An 18,255-nucleotide genomic window follows, 5' to 3' on the forward strand; every position below is an offset into this window, starting at 1 on the left:
AACTCCTTCCTGAGGGTGACAGGTGTATTGAAAAAAAGCCGGCGTATTCTACCAAAACGCCGGGGAACCGCTATCCCGATCCGTTATCAGGACATGTACATACCACCATTGACGTGCAGCGTGGTTCCGGTCACATAGGCGGCGGCAGGAGAGGCCAGGAAGGCGACCGCAGCGGCGATCTCCTCGGGACGACCCAGACGGCCAAGAGCAATGTTGCCTAGCAGCGCATCGCGTGCCGCCTCGGGCAGCGCACGCGTCATGTCGGTGTCGATGAAGCCAGGCGCCACGCAATTGACCGTGATGTTGCGGCTGCCCAACTCGCGCGCCAGTGCGCGCGTCATGCCGGCCACACCGGCCTTGGCCGCTGCGTAGTTGGCCTGTCCGGGATTGCCGGCACTCGCCACCACCGAAGTGATGTTGATGATGCGACCATTGCGCGCCTTCATCATGCCGCGCATGACGAGCTTGCTCATGCGAAACACAGCGCGCAGATTGGTGTCGATAACCGCATCCCACTCCTCATCCTTCATGCGCATCGCAAGGTTGTCGCGAGTGATGCCAGCATTGTTGACCAGGATGGTAACCGCACCGAACTGCTTCTCGATGTCGCCGATCAGCGCCTCACAGGCGTTGGCATCGGTCACATTCAGCGCCAGCCCTGTCCCCTTGGCGCCCAACTCGGCAAGCGCAGCCGCAATGTCGGCAGCGCCGGAGGCGGAGGTTGCCGTGCCCACAACGATGGCACCAAGCCGAGCCAACTCGAGCGCTACCGCGCGGCCGATGCCGCGGGAGGCGCCAGTAACGAGTGCGACCTGCCCTTCAAGCGAAAAGCTCATGCGTTACCTCACTGCGGCGATGGATTGTTCGAGGCTGGCCGCATCGTGTGCCGAGCCTCCTTCGACTTCCTTGGCGATGCGCTTGGTCATGCCTGCCAGCACCTTGCCCGGACCGCATTCGATCACATGGCTCATTCCACGGCGTGCCATCTCCTGCACCAGTTCGATCCAGCGCACCGGAGAATAGGCCTGGCGAACGAGTGCATCGCGAATCTTCTCAGGCTCATCATAGACGGCCACGTCAACGTTGTTGATGACACCGATCGTGGGTGTGGAGACAGCAACCGTTGCCAGGCGCTCGGCAAGACGCTCCGCAGCCGGGCGCATCAGCGCACAATGAAACGGCGCCGACACCGGAAGCAGCACGGCGCGCTTGGCACCCTTTGCCTTGGCGATCTCGCTTGCACGCTCGACAGCCGCCTTCGCACCCGCGATGACGATCTGCCCAGGCGCATTGAGATTCGCAGCTTCGACCACCTGGCCCTGGGCCGCCTCGGCGCAGGCTTCTCGCACCGCTTCAGCCTCGAGCCCCATCACCGCCGCCATTGCACCTTCGCCGGCCGGCACCGCCTCCTGCATCGCCTGGGCGCGGAAGCGCACCAGCGGAACGGCGTCGGCAAAGGCCAGCGCACCGGCAGCAACCAGCGCGGAATACTCACCCAGGCTGTGTCCGGCGACCAGGGCGGGCGCAGGCCCACCTGCCGCAATCCATGCGCGGTAAGTCGCCACCCCTGCGGTAAGCATCAGGGGCTGGGTATTCACCGTCAGCGACAGGCGCTCGGCCGGCCCGTCGCAGACCATGGCCCACAAGTCCTCGCCCAGGGCATCGGAAGCCTCGGCAAACGTGTCACGAACGACGGCCGACTCGCCGTAGGCGGCCATCATGCCGACCGACTGCGAACCCTGGCCGGGAAAAACCAGCGCAAATGCCATGCTGTTCTCCACCAATCAGAAAAAAGTGAAAGCAGGAAGCGATTCAGAAATCGACCAGGGCTGCGCCCCAGGTGAAACCACCACCGACCCCCTCGAGGATGAGTCGATGCCCGGGGCGGATCTGCCCCGAGCGCACAGCCTCATCGAGCGCGAGCGGAATGGAGGCGGCCGATGTATTGCCATGGTGATCGAGCGTGGTCACCACCTTGTCCATCGGCAGGCCGAGGCGTTTGGCCGTAGCCTGGATGATGCGGATATTGGCTTGATGCGGGATCAACCAATCGACGCTCTGTGCGGACTCCCCGGCGCGCTCGAGCACCTCGTGCGCGACATCGCCAAGCACCTTCACGGCAAACTTGAACACGGCCTGCCCGTCCATGCGCAGAAAAGGATCGCCGATCACTTGACCGGAGGCCACACCACCGGGCACACAGAGAATGGGATGATGACTGCCGTCGGCATGCAGGGCAGACATGCGAATGCCGGGGCTCGTCGACGCTTCGAGCACGACCGCACCGGCGCCATCACCGAACAACACACAGGTTGACCGATCGGACCAGTCAAGAATGCGGGAGAAGACCTCGGCACCGATGACTAGCGCACGCGTATGACTACCGGAACGAATGAACTTCTCGGCCACGCTCAACGCGTACACGAAACCGCTGCACACCGCCTGCACGTCAAACGCAGCGCCGCCGTTGCGGATACCGAGCTTGGACTGCACCAGAGCGGCGGTACTCGGGAAGATGAAATCAGGCGTGGATGTGGCGACGATGATCAGGTCAATGTCGTCGGCTTCGCAGCCCGCAGCATCGAGTGCTCGCTCGGCGGCGAGCTTGGCGAGATCGCTTGCCCCCACGTCGGCGGCGGCGAGGTGTCGGCTATGGATGCCCGAGCGACTCACGATCCAGTCATTGGAGGTATCGATTCCACGCGCGACCAGATCGTCATTGGTGACCGGATCGCCCGGCAAGTAACTGCCCGTTCCCGCGATGCGTGCGTAAATCATGCGTTTACCTCGTTCATGCTCGCCATGCGCTCCGTGATGCGCTCGATCAGCCGGTTCGATGCCGCCTCGGCAGCTCGCCCCAACGCATTCTCGAAGGCAACCGCATCGGCCGAGCCATGGCTCTTCAGGACGACACCGCGCAACCCAAGCAAGGGCGCACCGTTGTAGAGACGGTGATCGACACGCTGCTTGAAGCGCTTCAGGACGGGAAGCGCCACAACTGCCATCAGCTTGGTCAGCAGCGAGCGCTTGAACTCCTGCTTCAGGAAAGCGCCGATCATCTGCGCGAGGCCTTCAGAGGTCTTGAGCGCGACATTTCCAACAAAGCCATCGCACACGACGACGTCCACCGTACCTTCGTAGATATCGTTGCCTTCGACATTGCCCTGGAAATTCAAGCCGCTGTTGCGCAGCAGTTCGCCTGCCTCCTTGACGACGTCGTTGCCCTTGATCACCTCTTCGCCAATGTTGAGCAAGCCCACGGTCGGGCGCTCCTTGTGCTCGATCGCTGCTACGAGCATCGCCCCCATGACGCCAAACTGAAGCAGATGCTCCGCCGTGCAGTCAACATTGGCGCCGAGGTCGAGCACATACGTGTGACCATGCATTGACGGCAGGACGGTCGCGATCGCAGGCCGATCGATACCCGGCAAAGTCTTGAGGACGAAGCGCGAGATCGCCATCAGCGCACCGGTATTGCCGGCGGAAACCGCGGCGTTCGCTTCACCCGCCTTGACGAGATCCATGACAACGCGCATCGAAGAATCCTTCTTCGTGCGCATCGCGATCGCCGGCGGATCGTCCATCGCCACCACCTCGGTGGCATGTCGTACCCTGATTCGTTCGCCGAACTCGCTTGCAGTGCTGACGAGCAAGGGCCGGATCGCCTCCTCGAGCCCCACCAGGATGACCTTCGCGTCCCGGTGGCGGCGCAGGAAGGCAAGTGCGGCAGGCACGGTCACGACCGGACCATGATCGCCACCCATGCAGTCGATCGCAATGGTGACACCCATCGGCATCTCGCGTGCTATTTATTGTTTGAAGACTGGAGTCGGAAAAAAGGCGGCGCAGGCGCCAAGCGCCATGCGCCGCCCTCGATACCTGGGGCTTGAACTTACTCGCCCTTGACCTTGACGACCTTCTTGCCGCGGTAGAAACCGTTGGGGCTGATGTGGTGACGCAGATGGACTTCACCCGAGGTCGGCTCGACGGCGAGCGCCGGGCCGGTGAGGAAATCGTGTGCGCGATGCATGCCACGCTTGGAGGGGGACTTCTTGTTCTGTTGAACGGCCATGAGTAATGCTCCTAAAGCTAAATATCGCGCCTATTTCGCGCTGGGACTGCCTCGCAGCGACGCCAGCGCAGCGAAAGGCGATTCTTTGTTCGAGCCAGCCATGTTTCGGGGCGACTCGCAGTTTTCATGCCGTGGCGCAATCGGCAAGGCCAGCAGGATCTCATCCTCTACCAATGCCAGGACATCGAGCTCTGCAGCGACCTCGATCGCATCCACTTCGTCGTCTTCCAGCTCCCCCTCGGGAATCGCCTGCCCCGGCCGTACGGGCTGAAGGACATTATCGACCTTCAAGCCCCACGACAGCCCACCGAGGCAACGCTGGCAGCTGAGGGAAAGCTCCCCCTCGACGACCAACCGCAGCCTGGGCTCGAGCCCCACGGCCCCTTGAGCCATGGAGCCCTCCAGCCGCCATGCGAGCGCGCCCTCGAGCGACGCAAGCACGTCCGACAGGCGCAACAGGTCCGCGACAGCGACCTCGCCCACCAAGGAGCGGCCGTCTGCAGCAAACCTGAAGGGATCCGGAATCGTCCGGGAAGGGATGCCTTGTTGCGACATAAGCCGTGCATGATATTATTTTTTCGACGCTTCTGTAAAGACCACCATGACGCTCGTCCTCGCCTCCACATCGGCCTATCGCCGCACGCTCCTCGAACGCCTTCACATTCCGTTCGAGACCGACCGCCCGGAAACGGACGAGACGCCACTCGAGGGCGAAGCGCCGCCCGCCACTGCAGAGCGTCTTGCAGCTGCAAAGGCGCGTGCCGTGGCCGCGCGCTGGCCGGACGCACTCGTCATCGGCAGCGATCAAGTCGCATACATGGGCGACGAGGTGTTCGGCAAACCGGGCACGGAGGCGCGCGCAATCGCACAACTTCAGCGCATGCGCGGTCGCATCGTCACCTTTCACACCGCGCTCGCGCTCCTCAATACGCGCACCGGTACGCTGCAGGTCGAAGGCGTCCCGACCCAAGTCCGCTTTCGCGATTTGAGCGACGCTGAAATCGAGCGCTATGTCGCCAGGGAGCGCCCACTGGACTGCGCCGGCAGCGCCAAATCCGAGGGACTGGGCATCACCCTGGTCGATGCCATGCCGGGCGACGATCCCACCGCACTGATTGGGCTGCCGCTCATCGCACTGTCCCGCATGCTCCGTGCCGAAGGCCTCCAACTGCCGTGAATGCCCCCACCCCAGACACCCGGCACGGCACCCTTTACCTGGTCCCGGTCAGCCTTGGCGAAGCAACCCCATGGACCGACTTCCTGCCCCAACAGGCGCAGCGGATCACCGCCGGGCTACGTCACTTCGTCGTCGAAACGGCTCGCACCGCACGAGCACACCTGAAGCAGCTCGACTACCCGCACCCGCTACGGGACACCGACGTTCGCGAACTGCCGACCGAGCCGCAGACCACCAACGCAACCCTAGATGCGCTGCTCGCCCCCGCACTCGCCGGCAACGATGTCGGCCTGATGTCCGACGCCGGCTGTCCGGCAGTCGCCGACCCCGGAGCCCGATTGGTCGCGCGCGCGCATGCACTTGGCATTCAGGTAGTGCCATTGATTGGCCCCTCATCGATCCTGCTCGGACTCATGGGCTCGGGACTCAATGGACAGAGTTTCTGCTTCCATGGCTACCTGCCGGTCGGCGAGCAGGAGCGCGACAGCGCGCTACGCACCCTCGAAGACGAATCCCGCCGCTGCGGGCGCACGCAGATCTTCATCGAAACCCCCTACCGCAACGAGCGCATCTTTGATGCTCTGCTCAAGCTGCTCAAGCCAGACACCCGCCTGTGCATCGGCTGCGACCTCGGCACGCCAGAAGCCTGGCTGCTCACCCACAGCATCCGGGACTGGCGCAAGGCCGCGCGCCCGGCAATCGCCCGCCGGCCTGCGATCTACCTTCTACTCGGCTGAATGACGGGGCGCCAGCCTCACGCCTCAAGCCTCAAGTCTCACGAAGCAACCAATCGACCAACTCGCGGGGGGAATCAAGGCACGACAGCGGCGTCTCGGCCTGCAGTGCCGCGCGCGGATGCGCACCGAAACTCACGGCGAGCGCCGCCGTGCCAGCATTCCTCGCCATCTGCAGATCATGCGTGGTATCGCCCACCATCAGGGTCCGCTCGGGCAGTACACCGAGCTCACTCATGATCTCCTCGAGCATGGCAGGATGCGGCTTGGAGAAACACTCGTCCGCACAGCGGGTGCTATGGAAATACGCCCCCAGCCCGGTCCGCCCAAGGACGCGATCCAGACCCAAGCGGCTCTTGCCGGTCGCCACTCCGAGCAGGTGTCCGCGCTCAGAAAGCGCCCCCAGAACGTCGCCAACCCCGTCGAAAAGCACCAGTTCATGGTCCCGCGACAGGTAATGGTGACGGTAACGCTCGACCATGCGCGCATAGTCTTCCGGCGCCAACTCCGGCACCGCATGCTGTAGCGCATCGACCAACCCGAGCCCGATCACGTAGCGCGCCCGATCCTCCGCCGGCTCAGGCAGACCGAGGTCACGCGCAGCGGCCTGCATTGCGCGCACGATCGCCCCGGCAGAGTCCATCAGGGTTCCGTCCCAGTCAAAGACAATGAGATCGAAGCGCTCAGCCATACTCCCTCTCCTGAATGTCGAGATACGTCAGAAACGCCTGTAGCTCTGCAGGCAGCGCCGCCTCGAAGGACAGCACCTCGCCCGTAAGCGGATGCGCGAAGCTCAGCATTGCCGCATGCAGGAACATGCGCTTCAACCCTTCGGCCTCGAGACGCTTGTTGAGAGCGAAATCGCCGTATTTGTCGTCTCCACACAGCGGGAAACCAAGATGAGCAAGATGAACGCGGATCTGATGCGTCCGCCCGGTCTTGAGCTCGACCTCGAGCAGACTGTAATCACGCCAGCGTCGCACCAGACGCATGACGCTGTGCGCCGGCTTGCCGTCCTCGCTGACGCGCACCCTGCGCTCACCCTCGGCGGTGAGGTACTTGTGCAATGGAGCCTTCACATGTTGCAACGCGTTAGCCCAGCGCCCGGGCACCAGCGTCAGGTAACGCTTCTCCACCCTACCCTCGCGCATCATGTCGTGCAGTGCGGTAAGTGCAGAGCGCTTCTTCGCAACGATGAGCAGCCCCGAGGTCTCGCGATCCAGCCTGTGCGCCAGTTCGAGCATGCGCAACTCCGGACGCTGCACGCGTAGCTGCTCGATCACGCCGTAGCTCACCCCGCTGCCGCCATGTACCGCCTTGCCCGACGGCTTGTCGATCACCAGCAGCGCATCGTCCTCGTAGACGACCGGAAGCGGCTTGCCGGCAGGCGCCGGTGCGCTGCGCTCGGCCTGAGCGATGCGCAGCGGCGGAATGCGCACCTCGTCACCCTCGGCCAGGCGGTAGGTCTGCTGCACCCGGCGGCCATTGACCCTGACCTCACCGCTGCGCAGGATCCGATAGACGTGGCTCTTTGGCACGCCCTTCGCTATCCGCATCAGGTAGTTATCGATCCGCTGGCCAGCCGCCGCATCGTCGATGCGTTCGTGCCGGACTGCGATCGCTTTGCCATCAATCATCGTCATGAAATATACTTCTGCACGGTTAACCCGGTCGCTGCCACCCAAGTGCGGCGCGTCGACGTCAAAAGCAGGTCGAAACATCTGCACCGGCGATGCGCGCAGACTGCTGGCAATGAGCCCTGAAGAGCGCTCCCGGCTTGACCGTTGCAAGCCATCCAAGGCCCAAAAGGCGCCGATGGTAACGCAACAGACCCACTTCGACATACCCATCCAGCCCACGGGTTGGATTTTGACGTGCAAGACGCACACGCAGGATCAAATGATCCGCCCGCCTGGCCTCGACGGCCTGGCGGGCGGGGTCAAGAGAATATCGACCAGCCGACCCATCACAGCCCTGAACACACACCGGATGAAAGCAGCAGTCCTCAAGAATCGCTCCTGATCCCGGAAAGCGCGATGGTGCGCGCCGTTCGTCCTGCCCGTGTGAATTGCGCGGGAGAACGATCCCAATGAAACGCATGCTTTTCAATGCGACGCAGGCCGAAGAACTGCGCGTCGCGATCGTAGACGGTCAGAAACTGATCGACCTCGATATCGAATCGGCCGCAAAAGAAGAACGCAAGAGCAACATCTACAAGGCGGTGATCACCCGCATCGAGCCTAGCCTCGAGGCGGCCTTCGTAGACTATGGCGCCGAGCGCCATGGCTTCCTGCCCTTCAAGGAAATCTCGCGCGCCTACTTCCAGCCCGGCGTGGACGCGAGCAAGGCCACCATCCGTGAAGCCCTGCGCGAAGGCCAGGAACTCATCGTCCAGGTCGAAAAGGACGAGCGCGGCAACAAGGGTGCGGCGCTGACCACCTACATCTCGCTGGCCGGCCGCTATCTGGTGCTCATGCCCAACAACCCGCGCGGCGGCGGCGTGTCGCGTCGCGTCGAGGGCGACGAGCGTGCCGAACTGCGCGAGAACATGGACCAGCTGGAAGTGCCCGGCGGCATGAGCCTGATCGCCCGCACCGCAGCCATCGGCCGTAGTGCCGAAGAGCTGCAGTGGGACCTCAACTACCTGCTGCAACTGTGGCGCGCCATCGAGGGTGCGGCCCAGGGCCAGGCCGGCGCTTTCCTGATCTATCAGGAAGGCAGCCTCGTCATCCGCGCCATCCGCGACTACTTCCAGCCCGACATCGGCGAGATCCTGATCGACACCGACGACATCTACGAACAGGCCACGCAGTTCATGGCCCATGTGATGCCGGGCAATGTCGCCCGCGTGAAGCGCTACAGCGACGACGTGCCGCTGTTCTCGCGCTTCCAGATCGAACATCAGATCGAGTCGGCCTACTCTCGCCAGGTCAATCTGCCCTCGGGCGGCGCAGTGGTCATCGACCACACCGAAGCCCTGGTATCGATCGACGTCAACTCCGGCCGCGCCACCAAGGGCTCGGACATCGAGGAAACCGCCTTCCGTACCAACTGCGAGGCCGCCGACGAGATCGCCCGCCAGCTGCGCCTGCGCGACCTGGGCGGCCTCATCGTCATCGACTTCATCGACATGGAGTCGGCGAAGAACCAGCGCGAGGTCGAAAACCGCCTGCGTGACGCCCTGCGCCACGACCGCGCGCGCGTACAGACCGGCAAGATCAGCCGCTTCGGCCTGCTCGAACTGTCGCGCCAGCGCCTGCGTCCGGCACTGGCCGAGACCAGCTACATCACCTGCCCGCGCTGCAACGGCACTGGCCACATCCGCAGCACCGAATCGTCGGCACTGCACATCGTCCGCATCCTCGAAGAGGAAGCGATGAAGGAAAACACCGGCGCGGTGCACCTGCAGGTGCCCGTCGACGTGGCCACCTTCCTTCTCAACGAAAAGCGCGTGGATATCGCCCGCATCGAGATGCGCCACAAGGTGCAGCTCATCATCGTGCCGAACCGCCACCTCGAAACGCCGGCGCACGAGATCATCCGCCTGCGTCACGACCAGCTCAACGCCGAGGACATCGCCTTGGCGAGCTACCAGATGGTGCAGAAGCCCAGCGAGGACGACGAGCGCCTGCCCTCGAAGGCAAACGACCGCCCGGCACGTCCCGAAGCGGCCGTGAAGGGTATCGCTCCTGCGCAGCCGGCGCCGGTGGCACCGGTTGCCGCCGAGGCCCCCACAGCCCCGGCCGCCGTCGAGAGCAAGGGCCTCATCGCCCGCATCCTCGGCTGGTTTACCGGCAGCAAGCCGGCACCGGCCGCCGAGCCCGTGGCTGCAGCCGAAACACCTGCGAAGCGCGAGCCGCGCCCGCGCGGCGAGCGCAGCAACGGCGGTGACGGCCGTCGTAACAACGGCAGTCGCGGCCGTCGTAGCGAGCGTGACGGCGAAAGCCAGAACGGCCGCAACAGCCGCAGCGAACGCAGCGAAAGCGACAAGCCGCAGCGCAGCACGGCGCCCGCAGAGAAGTCCGAGCGTAGCGACAGTGGCCGTGGCCGCGGACGTGGGCGCGGCCAACGGACGGAGGACGCAGCCGAACGTACTGATAAGGCTGTAGAACAGCGCACGGGCGCACCCGACGACGACAAGCTGAAGCTCGCGGCTGGCCTTGCCGCTGCAGTGGTGAGCGAAGAGCGCGTACAGGTTGCCGAAGCAGCCGGCACGGTGGTCGCAGACACGCCTGCCGGCGAGGACGGCGCCCCCAGCGAGAAGCGTCGCCGCCGTGGCCGCGGTCGCGGCCGCCGCTCGGGCGAAGGCCAAGCCGCCGACCTCCAGGGCGGAGTCGAAACCAGCGAAGCCGGCGAGTCCAGCGCAGACGCTGCTCAGCTCGCTTCCGGCACCACCGACGAACCTGCAACCGCCACGCCTGCGGCCGTGGTGGAGACCGTCGAGAGCGTGGCAAGCGAGACCACCGAAGCGCAGGCCATGACGCCCGTCAGCGCTGCAGCCGAGTCGGCTGCATCCGCCGCGGATGCGACTCCGGCCGAACTCCCGGTTGCCGTTTCCGAACCGGAGACCATCGAGCCGCAGGCTCAGGATCGCTTCGCGGAAAACGCAGCAGCCCCCTTGCCTGTCAGGGTAACGATGCAGGCCGAAGCAGAGGCTGAAGTCGCAGCCGCCGAACCAGCCGCGCCGGCCACCGAGACGGCCCCTGAGGCTGCAGTTCAGGTCGAACCGCAGGCTGCAGCTCAGGCCGGCTCCGCAGCAAGGACTGAGATCGACCCTGATGTACCGACCTTGGTGGTGAGCGAGCAGGCCGAGGCTGTTGCGACCAACGAGCCGCATCGGGCGGAAGCGCCTGCGGCAGCCGTCGAGGGGCAGCCAGAGTCAGTCGCATCCGCTGTCGAAGCCGCTGAGCCGGAAGTCGTGCAAACTACCACGGCTCAAGCGCAAGCCCCTGCAACGCCGGCGGAAACGGCCCCGATCACGCTACCTGCAGCCACGGCTGAAGGCGGCCTGATCAAGATCGAAACCGATCCAGCCAAGCGCGCCCAGTTCGGCACCGGCGCTGTGGAAGCCCCGGTTCGCCTGGGCCGCAAGCCTCGTGCAGCCGCATTCGTCGCACAGGAGCCGCTGCAGCAGGTGGAAACGCGCAAGTAAGCGCACGCGCACCCGCCCGAGCAAAGCGGGCTTGAGCGACAAGGCCATCCCACGGGATGGCCTTGTCGTTTCCGACGACTGCTCAGGCCCTGGCCACGACGGCCTCGAGCAGCCCCCTCACGCCGTGTTCGCACATGTCGAGCACGACATCGAAGCCACGCGGCCCACCGTAGTACGGATCAGGCACCTCATCATCGAGCCGTTCGGGACCTGCGTAAGGCATGAACAACCCGAGCCGCGGACGATACACCTCGGGACACTGACGCTGCATGATCTCGAGGTGGCCACGGTCCATCGCCAGCAGCAGGTCGAACTCCTGGAAATCGCGCGCCTCGAGCTTGCGCGCGCGCAGCGCGGACAAATCGTAGCCGCGCAGCTTCGCTGCCTTCTGAGTGCGCGGATCGGGCGCCTCGCCGGCGTGATAGCCATGGGTCCCAGCCGAATCGACCTCGACGAGCTCGCTCAAGCCGGCGGTCTCGATGAAATGGCGCGCCACGCCCTCGGCTGTCGGCGAACGACAGATATTGCCGGTGCACACGAACAGGATCCTGGTCATGTCATCCCCTCCTCTCATTTTTGTTATTCAAACACTGCCATGCTGGTCGGCACCGAACGCTCGCTGGCGAAGCTTGAACAGCTCGTCACGCGCCGCCGCCGCCTTCTCGAACTCCAGATTGCGGGCATGCTCCTGCATCTCCTTCTCCAGGCGCTTGATCGCCCGCGCCAGCGCCTTCTCGTCCATCACCGCATAGTCTGCGTCCTTTTCCGCCACGCGCGCGGCATCGCGCTTTGCGCCATCCGAATCATAGACCCCATCAATGATGTCCTTGATACGCTTGCTCACCGACTTGGGCACAATGCCGTTGGCCTCGTTGAAGGCGATCTGCTTCTGGCGACGGCGCTCAGTCTCACCGATGGCTGCCTTCATCGAATCGGTCATGCGATCCGCATAGAGAATGGCCGTACCATGGAGATGGCGCGCCGCGCGGCCAATGGTCTGGATCAGCGAGCGCTCCGAGCGCAGGAATCCCTCCTTGTCCGCATCGAGGATCGTCACCAGCGACACCTCCGGGATGTCCAGACCCTCGCGCAGCAGGTTGATGCCCACCAGTACGTCGAACTCTCCCAGGCGCAGGTCACGGATGATCTCCACCCGCTCCACGGTGTCGATGTCCGAGTGCAGGTAACGCACACGGATCGCGTTGTCGGCGAGGTAGTCAGTCAGGTCCTCGGCCATGCGCTTGGTGAGCACGGTGACCAATACACGCTCATTCACCGCCAGGCGCTTCTTGATTTCGCCGAGCAGGTCGTCCACCTGTGTCATCGCCGGACGCACCTCAACCACCGGATCGACCAGCCCCGTCGGGCGCACCACCTGTTCCACAACCTGCCCCTGGTGCTCGGCCTCGTACTTCGCCGGCGTTGCAGAGACAAAGACGGTCTGCGGCATCAGGCGCTCGAACTCGTCGAACTTGAGCGGGCGGTTGTCCAGCGCCGAGGGCAGGCGAAAGCCGTAGCCGACCAGGTTCTCCTTGCGCGAGCGGTCGCCCTTGTACATGCCGCCCACCTGGCCGATGGCAACGTGCGACTCGTCGATGAAGAGCAGAGCGTCCTGCGGCAGGTAGTCGATCAGGGTGGGCGGCGGCTCGCCGGGGCCTCGACCGGAGAGGTGGCGCGAATAGTTCTCGATGCCCTTGCAGAAGCCCATCTCGTTCAACATCTCGAGATCGAAGCGGGTGCGCTGCTCGATGCGCTGCGCCTCCACCAGCTTGCCCTCGCGCTGAAAGGTCTCGATACGCTCGCGCAATTCATCCTTGATCGCCTCGATCGCCTGCAGCACGGTGGCGCGTGGCGTCACATAGTGGCTCGACGGATACACCGTGAAGCGCGCCAGCTTGTGCTTGAGGTGCCCGGTAAGCGGGTCGAACAGGGTCAGGTGCTCGATCTCGTCGTCGAACATCTCGATACGCACCGCCAGTTCGGCGTTCTCTGCCGGGAACACATCAATGACGTCGCCGCGCACGCGGAAGGTGCCGCGGCGGAAGTCGATGTCGGCGCGGGTGTATTGCATCGCCACCAGGCGCTGGATGAGGTCGCGGTGCGCCATGCGCTCACCCTCGCGCAGATGCAGGATCATGGCGTGGTAGTCGACCGGGTCGCCAATGCCGTAAATGCATGACACTGTAGCGACGATGACCACGTCGCGCCGCTCCATCAGGCTCTTCGTCGCCGACAGGCGCATCTGCTCGATGTGCTCGTTGATCGACGAATCCTTCTCGATGAAGAGGTCGCGCGAAGGCACATAGGCCTCCGGCTGATAGTAATCGTAGTAGCTCACGAAGTACTCGACCGCGTTCTCCGGCAGGAACTCCTTGAACTCGGCGTACAACTGCGCCGCCAGCGTCTTGTTGGGCGCCAGCACCAGCGCCGGGCGCCCCATGCGGGCAATGACGTTGGCCATGGTGTAGGTCTTGCCCGAGCCGGTGACGCCCAGCAAGGTCTGGTACATGAGGCCGTCTTCCACCCCTTCGCACAACAGGCGGATCGCCTCGGGCTGGTCACCCGCGGGCGGAAAAGGCTGATGCAGGCGGAAGGGGCTGCCCTCGAAACCGATCACCTTGCCGCCTTGCTGCGGCGCATCGTTTCCGGCGCTATTGCCTTGACTCGTCATGCTAAAATCCCGCTCCATTCCGGTGCATCGCCACCCGGCGAGACCGGACTAAAACACCGATTATTTCCCAAATCGCGTGACAAGGCACGGCCCGGCGCCGTTCCCGCCACGCGCACCCACCGCTGCCCTACTGGAACGACTGGAGTCCTCATGTCCGCTTCGATCTTCGCCGCCGTCGAGATGGCGCCCCGTGACCCGATCCTTGGCCTGAACGAGGCCTTCGCCGCCGACACCCGCGCCGAGAAGGTCAACCTCGGCGTTGGCGTGTACTACGACGACAACGGCAAGATCCCGCTGCTCGCCGCCGTGCGCGCTGCCGAGAAGGCCCGCCTCGAAGCCATGCCGCCGCGCGGCTATCAGCCGATCGAAGGCCCTGCCGCCTACAACAACGCGGTGCAAGGCCTGCTGTTCGGCAAAGACTCGCAGCTCGCCACCAGCGGCCAGACGGTCACCATCGAAGCCCTGGGCGGCACCGGTGCCCTCAAGGTCGGTGCCGACTACCTCAAGCGTCTGGTGCCCGGCGCCACCGTCTATATCTCCGACCCAAGCTGGGAAAACCACCGCGCACTGTTCGAATCCGCCGGCTTCCCGGTCGAGAACTACCCTTACTACGACGCTGCCTCCCGTGGCGTGAACTTCGCCGCCATGAAGGCCAAGCTCGACAGCCTGCAGCCCGGCTCGGTCATCGTGCTGCACGCCTGCTGCCACAACCCGACCGGCGCCGACCTGTCGGACGCGCAGTGGGACGAAGTCGTGGCCGTATGTCGTGAGCGCGGCCTGATTCCCTTCCTCGACATGGCCTACCAGGGCTTCGCCGAAGGCATCGACGCCGACGCCGTAGCCGTGCGCGCCCTGTCGTCCAGCGGCCTGCAGTTCTTCGTGTCGAGCTCGTTCTCCAAGAGCTTCTCGCTCTACGGCGAGCGCGTCGGCGCGCTCTCCATCGTCACCGCCAGCAAGGAAGAAGCGGGCCGCGTGCTGTCGCAGGTCAAGCGCGTGATCCGCACCAACTACTCCAACCCGCCGATCCATGGTGGCGCCATCGTTGCCGCGGTGCTGTCCTCGCCCGAGCTGCGCCAGATGTGGGAAGACGAGCTCGGCGGCATGCGCGAGCGCATCCGCGCGATGCGCACCGGCCTCGTCGATCAACTCAAGGCCGAAGGCGTGGCGCAGGACTTCTCGTTCGTGATCAAGCAGCGCGGCATGTTCTCGTACACTGGCCTGACTGCAGCCCAGGTCGAGACGCTCAAGGCCGACTTCGGTATCTACGCCGTATCGACCGGCCGCATCTGCCTGGCCGCGCTCAACTCGAAGAACATCGGCTACGTCGCCAAGGCGATCGCACAGGTGGTCAAGGGCTGAGCCCAATCGCACCAAGGCGACGGAGCAGCAAAAAAACGCTTCTTCGCCTTGACGAAGGCGCGCCCTATGCCTAAAATGCGCGCCTCTGTTCCCCGATAGCTCAGTCGGTAGAGCGCCGGACTGTTAATCCGTAGGTCCCTGGTTCGAGCCCAGGTCGGGGAGCCAAGTTTAAGGACTTGGTGTTTCTCCAAGGAACAGCAGGTCGCAGCAGTAGGCTGCAAAAGGTAATTCCCCGATAGCTCAGTCGGTAGAGCGCCGGACTGTTAATCCGTAGGTCCCTGGTTCGAGCCCAGGTCGGGGAGCCAGCATCAAGCAAAAAAGCCAATCCTTCGGGATTGGCTTTTTTGTTGGCTTTTCCAACCCCGAAGGTCAGTGACTTCGAGGCAACAACACCGACCAGCTGAACGCCTGGGCCGTGGGGCCTGGGTGGGCCGAGTACAGCTCACGGGACTCGCGACGAGCCCCGGTCGGGGAGCGAGCCCCCCTCTAATCACACCCCGTGTCGCCGCCGGTGCTGGCGCGAACCTGCGGAACCCTCGCCGTCTGCATAAGCATGGCGGGCCGCAGTCATTTCGGCCAGTACCGTCGCAACCTTGTGGTTGAGGGTACCCTTGGGGATCACGCCCTTTGCGTCCGGCTCGCCCGCCTCGACACCGGTCAGTACGGTCATCGCCTCGTCCACCGTCGATACGGCGTGGATGTGGAACCGGCCTGTGGCGGCCGCCTGCACGACGTCCTCGCGCAACATCAGGTGGCGTACGCTGGCCGCGGGGATCACCACCCCGTGCGAGCCATCCAGGCCGCGGGCGCTGCACAGGTCGAAGAAGCCCTCGATCTTCTCGTTGACGCCACCAATTACCTGCACCTCACCAAACTGGTTCACCGAGCCAGTGATCGCGAAGCGTTGCTGGATCGGAATCTGCGTCAGCGCCGACAATAGCGCGCACAACTCGGCAAGCGAGGCAGAGTCGCCCTCGACCGGCGCGTAGGACTGCTCGAATACCAGGCTCGCCGACAGCGACAAGGGCTGGTGACGGGCGTAACGTGCGGCAAGAAAGGCGGACAGGATGAGCACCCCCTTGGAGTGGATGGCACCGCCGAGTTCGGTCTCACGTTCAATATCGACCACGTCGCCCTCGCCCATACGCACCGTGGCAGTGATGCGCACCGGATGGCCGAAGCGTTCGCCGGCGAGTTCGACAACGACCAATCCGTTGATCTGGCCGGCACGCTCGCCATCGGTGGAAATCAGCGTCGTACCGTCGAGGATGGATTCGCGCACCCGGGTCGGATAACGGCTGCAGCGACGCACGCGCGCCGCCAGTGCATCCTCCACCTCGACGCGCGTGCTCGTGTCTCGCCGCTTGAGCCGGGCATGGTGGTCGGCCTCGCGCATCAGATCCGACAGCGAACGGGTGTTCAGCGACAGGCGACCGGAATCTTCGGCGAGGCGAGAGGCCTCCTCGACAAGGCGGGCGACACCGCTGCTGTCGAAGGGCAGCAGGCCGGCGCTGCGTACGAGCAGCGCGATCAGGCGCGCATACTCGCGCTCGTTCTCCGGCGTACGCGGGAGGTCGTCGTTGAAATCGGCTGCGACCTTGAACAGGTCGGCAAACTCGGGATCGTGCTCCATGAGCAGGTAATACACGTCACGATCGCCGATCAGCACGACCTTGAGTGCGCTCGGCACTGCCTGCGGCTCCAAGGTCAGCGCACCACTCCAGCCTTGCGCCTCGGCAGGCGGCTCGATGCGGATCTCGCCCGCACGCAGGCAGCGCTTGAGCCCCTCCCATGCGAATGGCTGCGACAACAGGCGCTCGGCGTCGAGAACCAGGTAACCGCCATTCGCGCGGTGCAGCGCCCCGGCACGGATCAGGTTGAAGTGGCTGACCTGGTTGCCCTGCTGCACCACATGCTCGATCCGGCCGATCAGGTTGCCATAGCCAGGATTGTTCTCGAACACCACCGGCGCCCCTTGCGAGGCCGAATGATCGACCAGCAGCTTGACCTGGTAGCGGTGGTAACGCGTGTTCTCCTCCGGCTCGGAAACATCGTCCTCATCCTCTTCGAGCATGGTGCCCTTGATCGCGCTGTCGAGCACATCGTGCTGCACGGCGTCGACGAAGGCCAGCACCTCGGGCAAGTCGGCATGCGCCTCGCGCACCTCACGCAGCAGGTGGGACACGGCAGGCCCCAAGACCTCGTGCTCGGCGCGCTCGATCGACTCGCGCACCGCCTTGCGCCAGCCCGGGAAGTCGTTGAGCAGGTCCTCGAGCTTCTCGCTCCAGGCCGTCACGCGCGCTTCGATCTGGTCACGCTCGGCCTCGGGCAAGGCCTCGAAGGCTTCTGGCGACATCACCTCGCCGTCGCGGATCGGTGCGAAGACAAAGCCTTCCGGGGTCTGCAGCAACGATATCTGCTCCGCGGCACAGGCCTGCCCCAGCTCGCGCAGAGCCCCCTCCTCGCGTGCCTTGTGCGCGTTCTGCAGGGCCTCGACACGCTCGCTGTGCGCATCGCTGTCCAGCGCTGCAGCAAGCGCCGGGCCGAGATCGCGAATGAAGGTCTGCATGTGCGCCCGCAGCGCTGCGCCCCGCCCGGCGGGCAGGGTGAGCAGGCGTGGCTTGAGCGATTCATCGAAGTTGTGCAGATAGCACAGGTCGGGCGGTACCGGCTCGCTCGCCGCACGTTCGCGCAGCAGGCGAAAGGTGGTTGCATGCTTGCCACTGCCCGCCTCGCCGAGCACGAACACGTGGTATCCGGTGTGTCCCATCGCCAGCCCGAAGCGAATCGCCTCCACGGCGCGCTCCTGGCCAAGGTCGCCGGCATGGTCGGCGAGCGCCTCGGTGGTATCGAAACCAAGTGAATCGGGGGTGCAGTGCTTACGCAGTGCCGTTGCCGGCAGTGGCACGAGGTCGGCCATGTTCGAGTATTCTCCAGATGCCGCAAGTCGCGTCGGCGCGCCATGATACACCCTGGCTCTGCCGGCTCATTGAGCGCGGCCCGCTGCCCGTGGAGGTCGCATGTGGCACCAGCCCTCCCAACCCGCCTTGCACCCCCGCGCCAGCGTGCCGATAATCCAGTCACACCACT

15 protein-coding genes and 2 tRNA genes are annotated in these 18,255 nt (G+C 64.6%); 6 read left to right on the plus strand and 11 right to left on the minus strand.

Features of this window, described 5'->3' with window-relative positions; all coding sequences use genetic code 11:
- Window positions 1–86: 86 nt before the first annotated feature.
- The 6 genes from fabG to LQF09_RS11275 all read right to left on the minus strand — a co-directional run bounded on the left by fabG (window position 87) and on the right by LQF09_RS11275 (window position 4,627).
- Window positions 87–836 carry a 3-oxoacyl-ACP reductase FabG gene (gene fabG, locus LQF09_RS11250; protein ID WP_002930043.1) on the minus strand — a complete coding sequence of 250 codons (750 nt, stop codon included), beginning with the start codon at window positions 834–836 and terminating at the stop codon, window positions 87–89.
- Between the two features lie 3 nt (window positions 837–839).
- Window positions 840–1,769, minus strand: coding sequence for an ACP S-malonyltransferase (gene fabD, locus LQF09_RS11255; RefSeq protein WP_002930046.1), 930 nt, complete (start codon window positions 1,767–1,769; stop codon window positions 840–842).
- A 43-nt stretch (window positions 1,770–1,812) separates the two neighbouring features.
- Entirely contained in the window at window positions 1,813–2,778 is a 966-nt protein-coding gene (locus tag LQF09_RS11260) for a beta-ketoacyl-ACP synthase III (protein WP_002930047.1), read from the minus strand.
- Window positions 2,775–3,791: a phosphate acyltransferase PlsX gene (plsX, locus tag LQF09_RS11265; protein WP_002930049.1), complete on the minus strand. Its 1,017-nt coding sequence runs from the start codon at window positions 3,789–3,791 to the stop codon at window positions 2,775–2,777. The genes LQF09_RS11260 and plsX overlap by 4 nt, the downstream gene beginning before the upstream one ends.
- A 101-nt stretch (window positions 3,792–3,892) precedes the next feature.
- Window positions 3,893–4,072, minus strand: a complete 180-nt coding sequence (gene rpmF / locus LQF09_RS11270; protein ID WP_002930052.1) for a 50S ribosomal protein L32 — start codon at window positions 4,070–4,072, stop codon at window positions 3,893–3,895.
- 30 nt (window positions 4,073–4,102) lie between these two features.
- Entirely contained in the window at window positions 4,103–4,627 is a 525-nt protein-coding gene (locus LQF09_RS11275; protein ID WP_270067983.1) for a YceD family protein, read from the minus strand.
- A 46-nt stretch (window positions 4,628–4,673) separates the two neighbouring features.
- Here LQF09_RS11275 and LQF09_RS11280 point away from each other — a divergent pair, with 46 nt between their 5' ends.
- Together LQF09_RS11280 and LQF09_RS11285 are read left to right on the plus strand one after the other, a co-directional pair.
- Complete coding sequence (locus tag LQF09_RS11280) at window positions 4,674–5,249, plus strand: Maf family nucleotide pyrophosphatase (RefSeq protein ID WP_270067984.1); 576 nt, start codon at window positions 4,674–4,676, stop codon at window positions 5,247–5,249.
- Window positions 5,246–5,986: an SAM-dependent methyltransferase gene (locus LQF09_RS11285; protein WP_270067985.1), complete on the plus strand. Its 741-nt coding sequence runs from the start codon at window positions 5,246–5,248 to the stop codon at window positions 5,984–5,986. The genes LQF09_RS11280 and LQF09_RS11285 overlap by 4 nt, the downstream gene beginning before the upstream one ends.
- Before the next feature lie 31 nt (window positions 5,987–6,017).
- On the opposite strand, the gene LQF09_RS11290 is transcribed toward LQF09_RS11285, so the two are convergent.
- Together LQF09_RS11290 and LQF09_RS11295 are read right to left on the minus strand one after the other, a co-directional pair.
- Window positions 6,018–6,674 (minus strand): HAD-IA family hydrolase, encoded by a 657-nt coding sequence (locus LQF09_RS11290; protein WP_002940511.1) that lies wholly within the window; start codon window positions 6,672–6,674, stop codon window positions 6,018–6,020.
- Window positions 6,667–7,626, minus strand: coding sequence for an RluA family pseudouridine synthase (locus tag LQF09_RS11295; RefSeq protein WP_270067986.1), 960 nt, complete (start codon window positions 7,624–7,626; stop codon window positions 6,667–6,669). Before LQF09_RS11295 ends, LQF09_RS11290 begins: the two co-directional genes overlap by 8 nt.
- Before the next feature lie 446 nt (window positions 7,627–8,072).
- Here LQF09_RS11295 and LQF09_RS11300 point away from each other — a divergent pair, with 446 nt between their 5' ends.
- Window positions 8,073–11,135 (plus strand): Rne/Rng family ribonuclease, encoded by a 3,063-nt coding sequence (locus tag LQF09_RS11300; RefSeq protein ID WP_270067987.1) that lies wholly within the window; start codon window positions 8,073–8,075, stop codon window positions 11,133–11,135.
- A gap of 82 nt (window positions 11,136–11,217) precedes the next feature.
- On the opposite strand, the gene LQF09_RS11305 is transcribed toward LQF09_RS11300, so the two are convergent.
- Together LQF09_RS11305 and uvrB are read right to left on the minus strand one after the other, a co-directional pair.
- Window positions 11,218–11,691, minus strand: a complete 474-nt coding sequence (locus LQF09_RS11305; protein ID WP_002930073.1) for a low molecular weight protein-tyrosine-phosphatase — start codon at window positions 11,689–11,691, stop codon at window positions 11,218–11,220.
- A gap of 27 nt (window positions 11,692–11,718) precedes the next feature.
- Entirely contained in the window at window positions 11,719–13,806 is a 2,088-nt protein-coding gene (uvrB, locus tag LQF09_RS11310) for an excinuclease ABC subunit UvrB (protein ID WP_002930074.1), read from the minus strand.
- 150 nt (window positions 13,807–13,956) lie between these two features.
- On the opposite strand from uvrB, the gene LQF09_RS11315 reads away from it, so the two are divergent.
- The 3 genes from LQF09_RS11315 (at window position 13,957) to LQF09_RS11325 (ending at window position 15,470) form a co-directional block, all read left to right on the plus strand.
- Entirely contained in the window at window positions 13,957–15,165 is a 1,209-nt protein-coding gene (locus tag LQF09_RS11315; RefSeq protein ID WP_002930075.1) for an amino acid aminotransferase, read from the plus strand.
- An 89-nt stretch (window positions 15,166–15,254) separates the two neighbouring features.
- A tRNA-Asn gene (locus LQF09_RS11320) sits at window positions 15,255–15,330 on the plus strand.
- Between the two features lie 64 nt (window positions 15,331–15,394).
- A tRNA-Asn gene (locus LQF09_RS11325) sits at window positions 15,395–15,470 on the plus strand.
- A gap of 185 nt (window positions 15,471–15,655) precedes the next feature.
- Here LQF09_RS11325 and LQF09_RS11330 read toward each other — a convergent pair.
- A complete protein-coding gene (locus LQF09_RS11330) occupies window positions 15,656–18,085 on the minus strand; it encodes a Lon protease family protein (RefSeq protein ID WP_270067988.1) in 2,430 nt (809 codons plus the stop codon).
- Window positions 18,086–18,255 lie beyond the last annotated feature (170 nt).

This window comes from Thauera sp. WB-2, assembly GCF_027594845.1.
GTDB lineage: Bacteria > Pseudomonadota > Gammaproteobacteria > Burkholderiales > Rhodocyclaceae > Thauera > Thauera mechernichensis.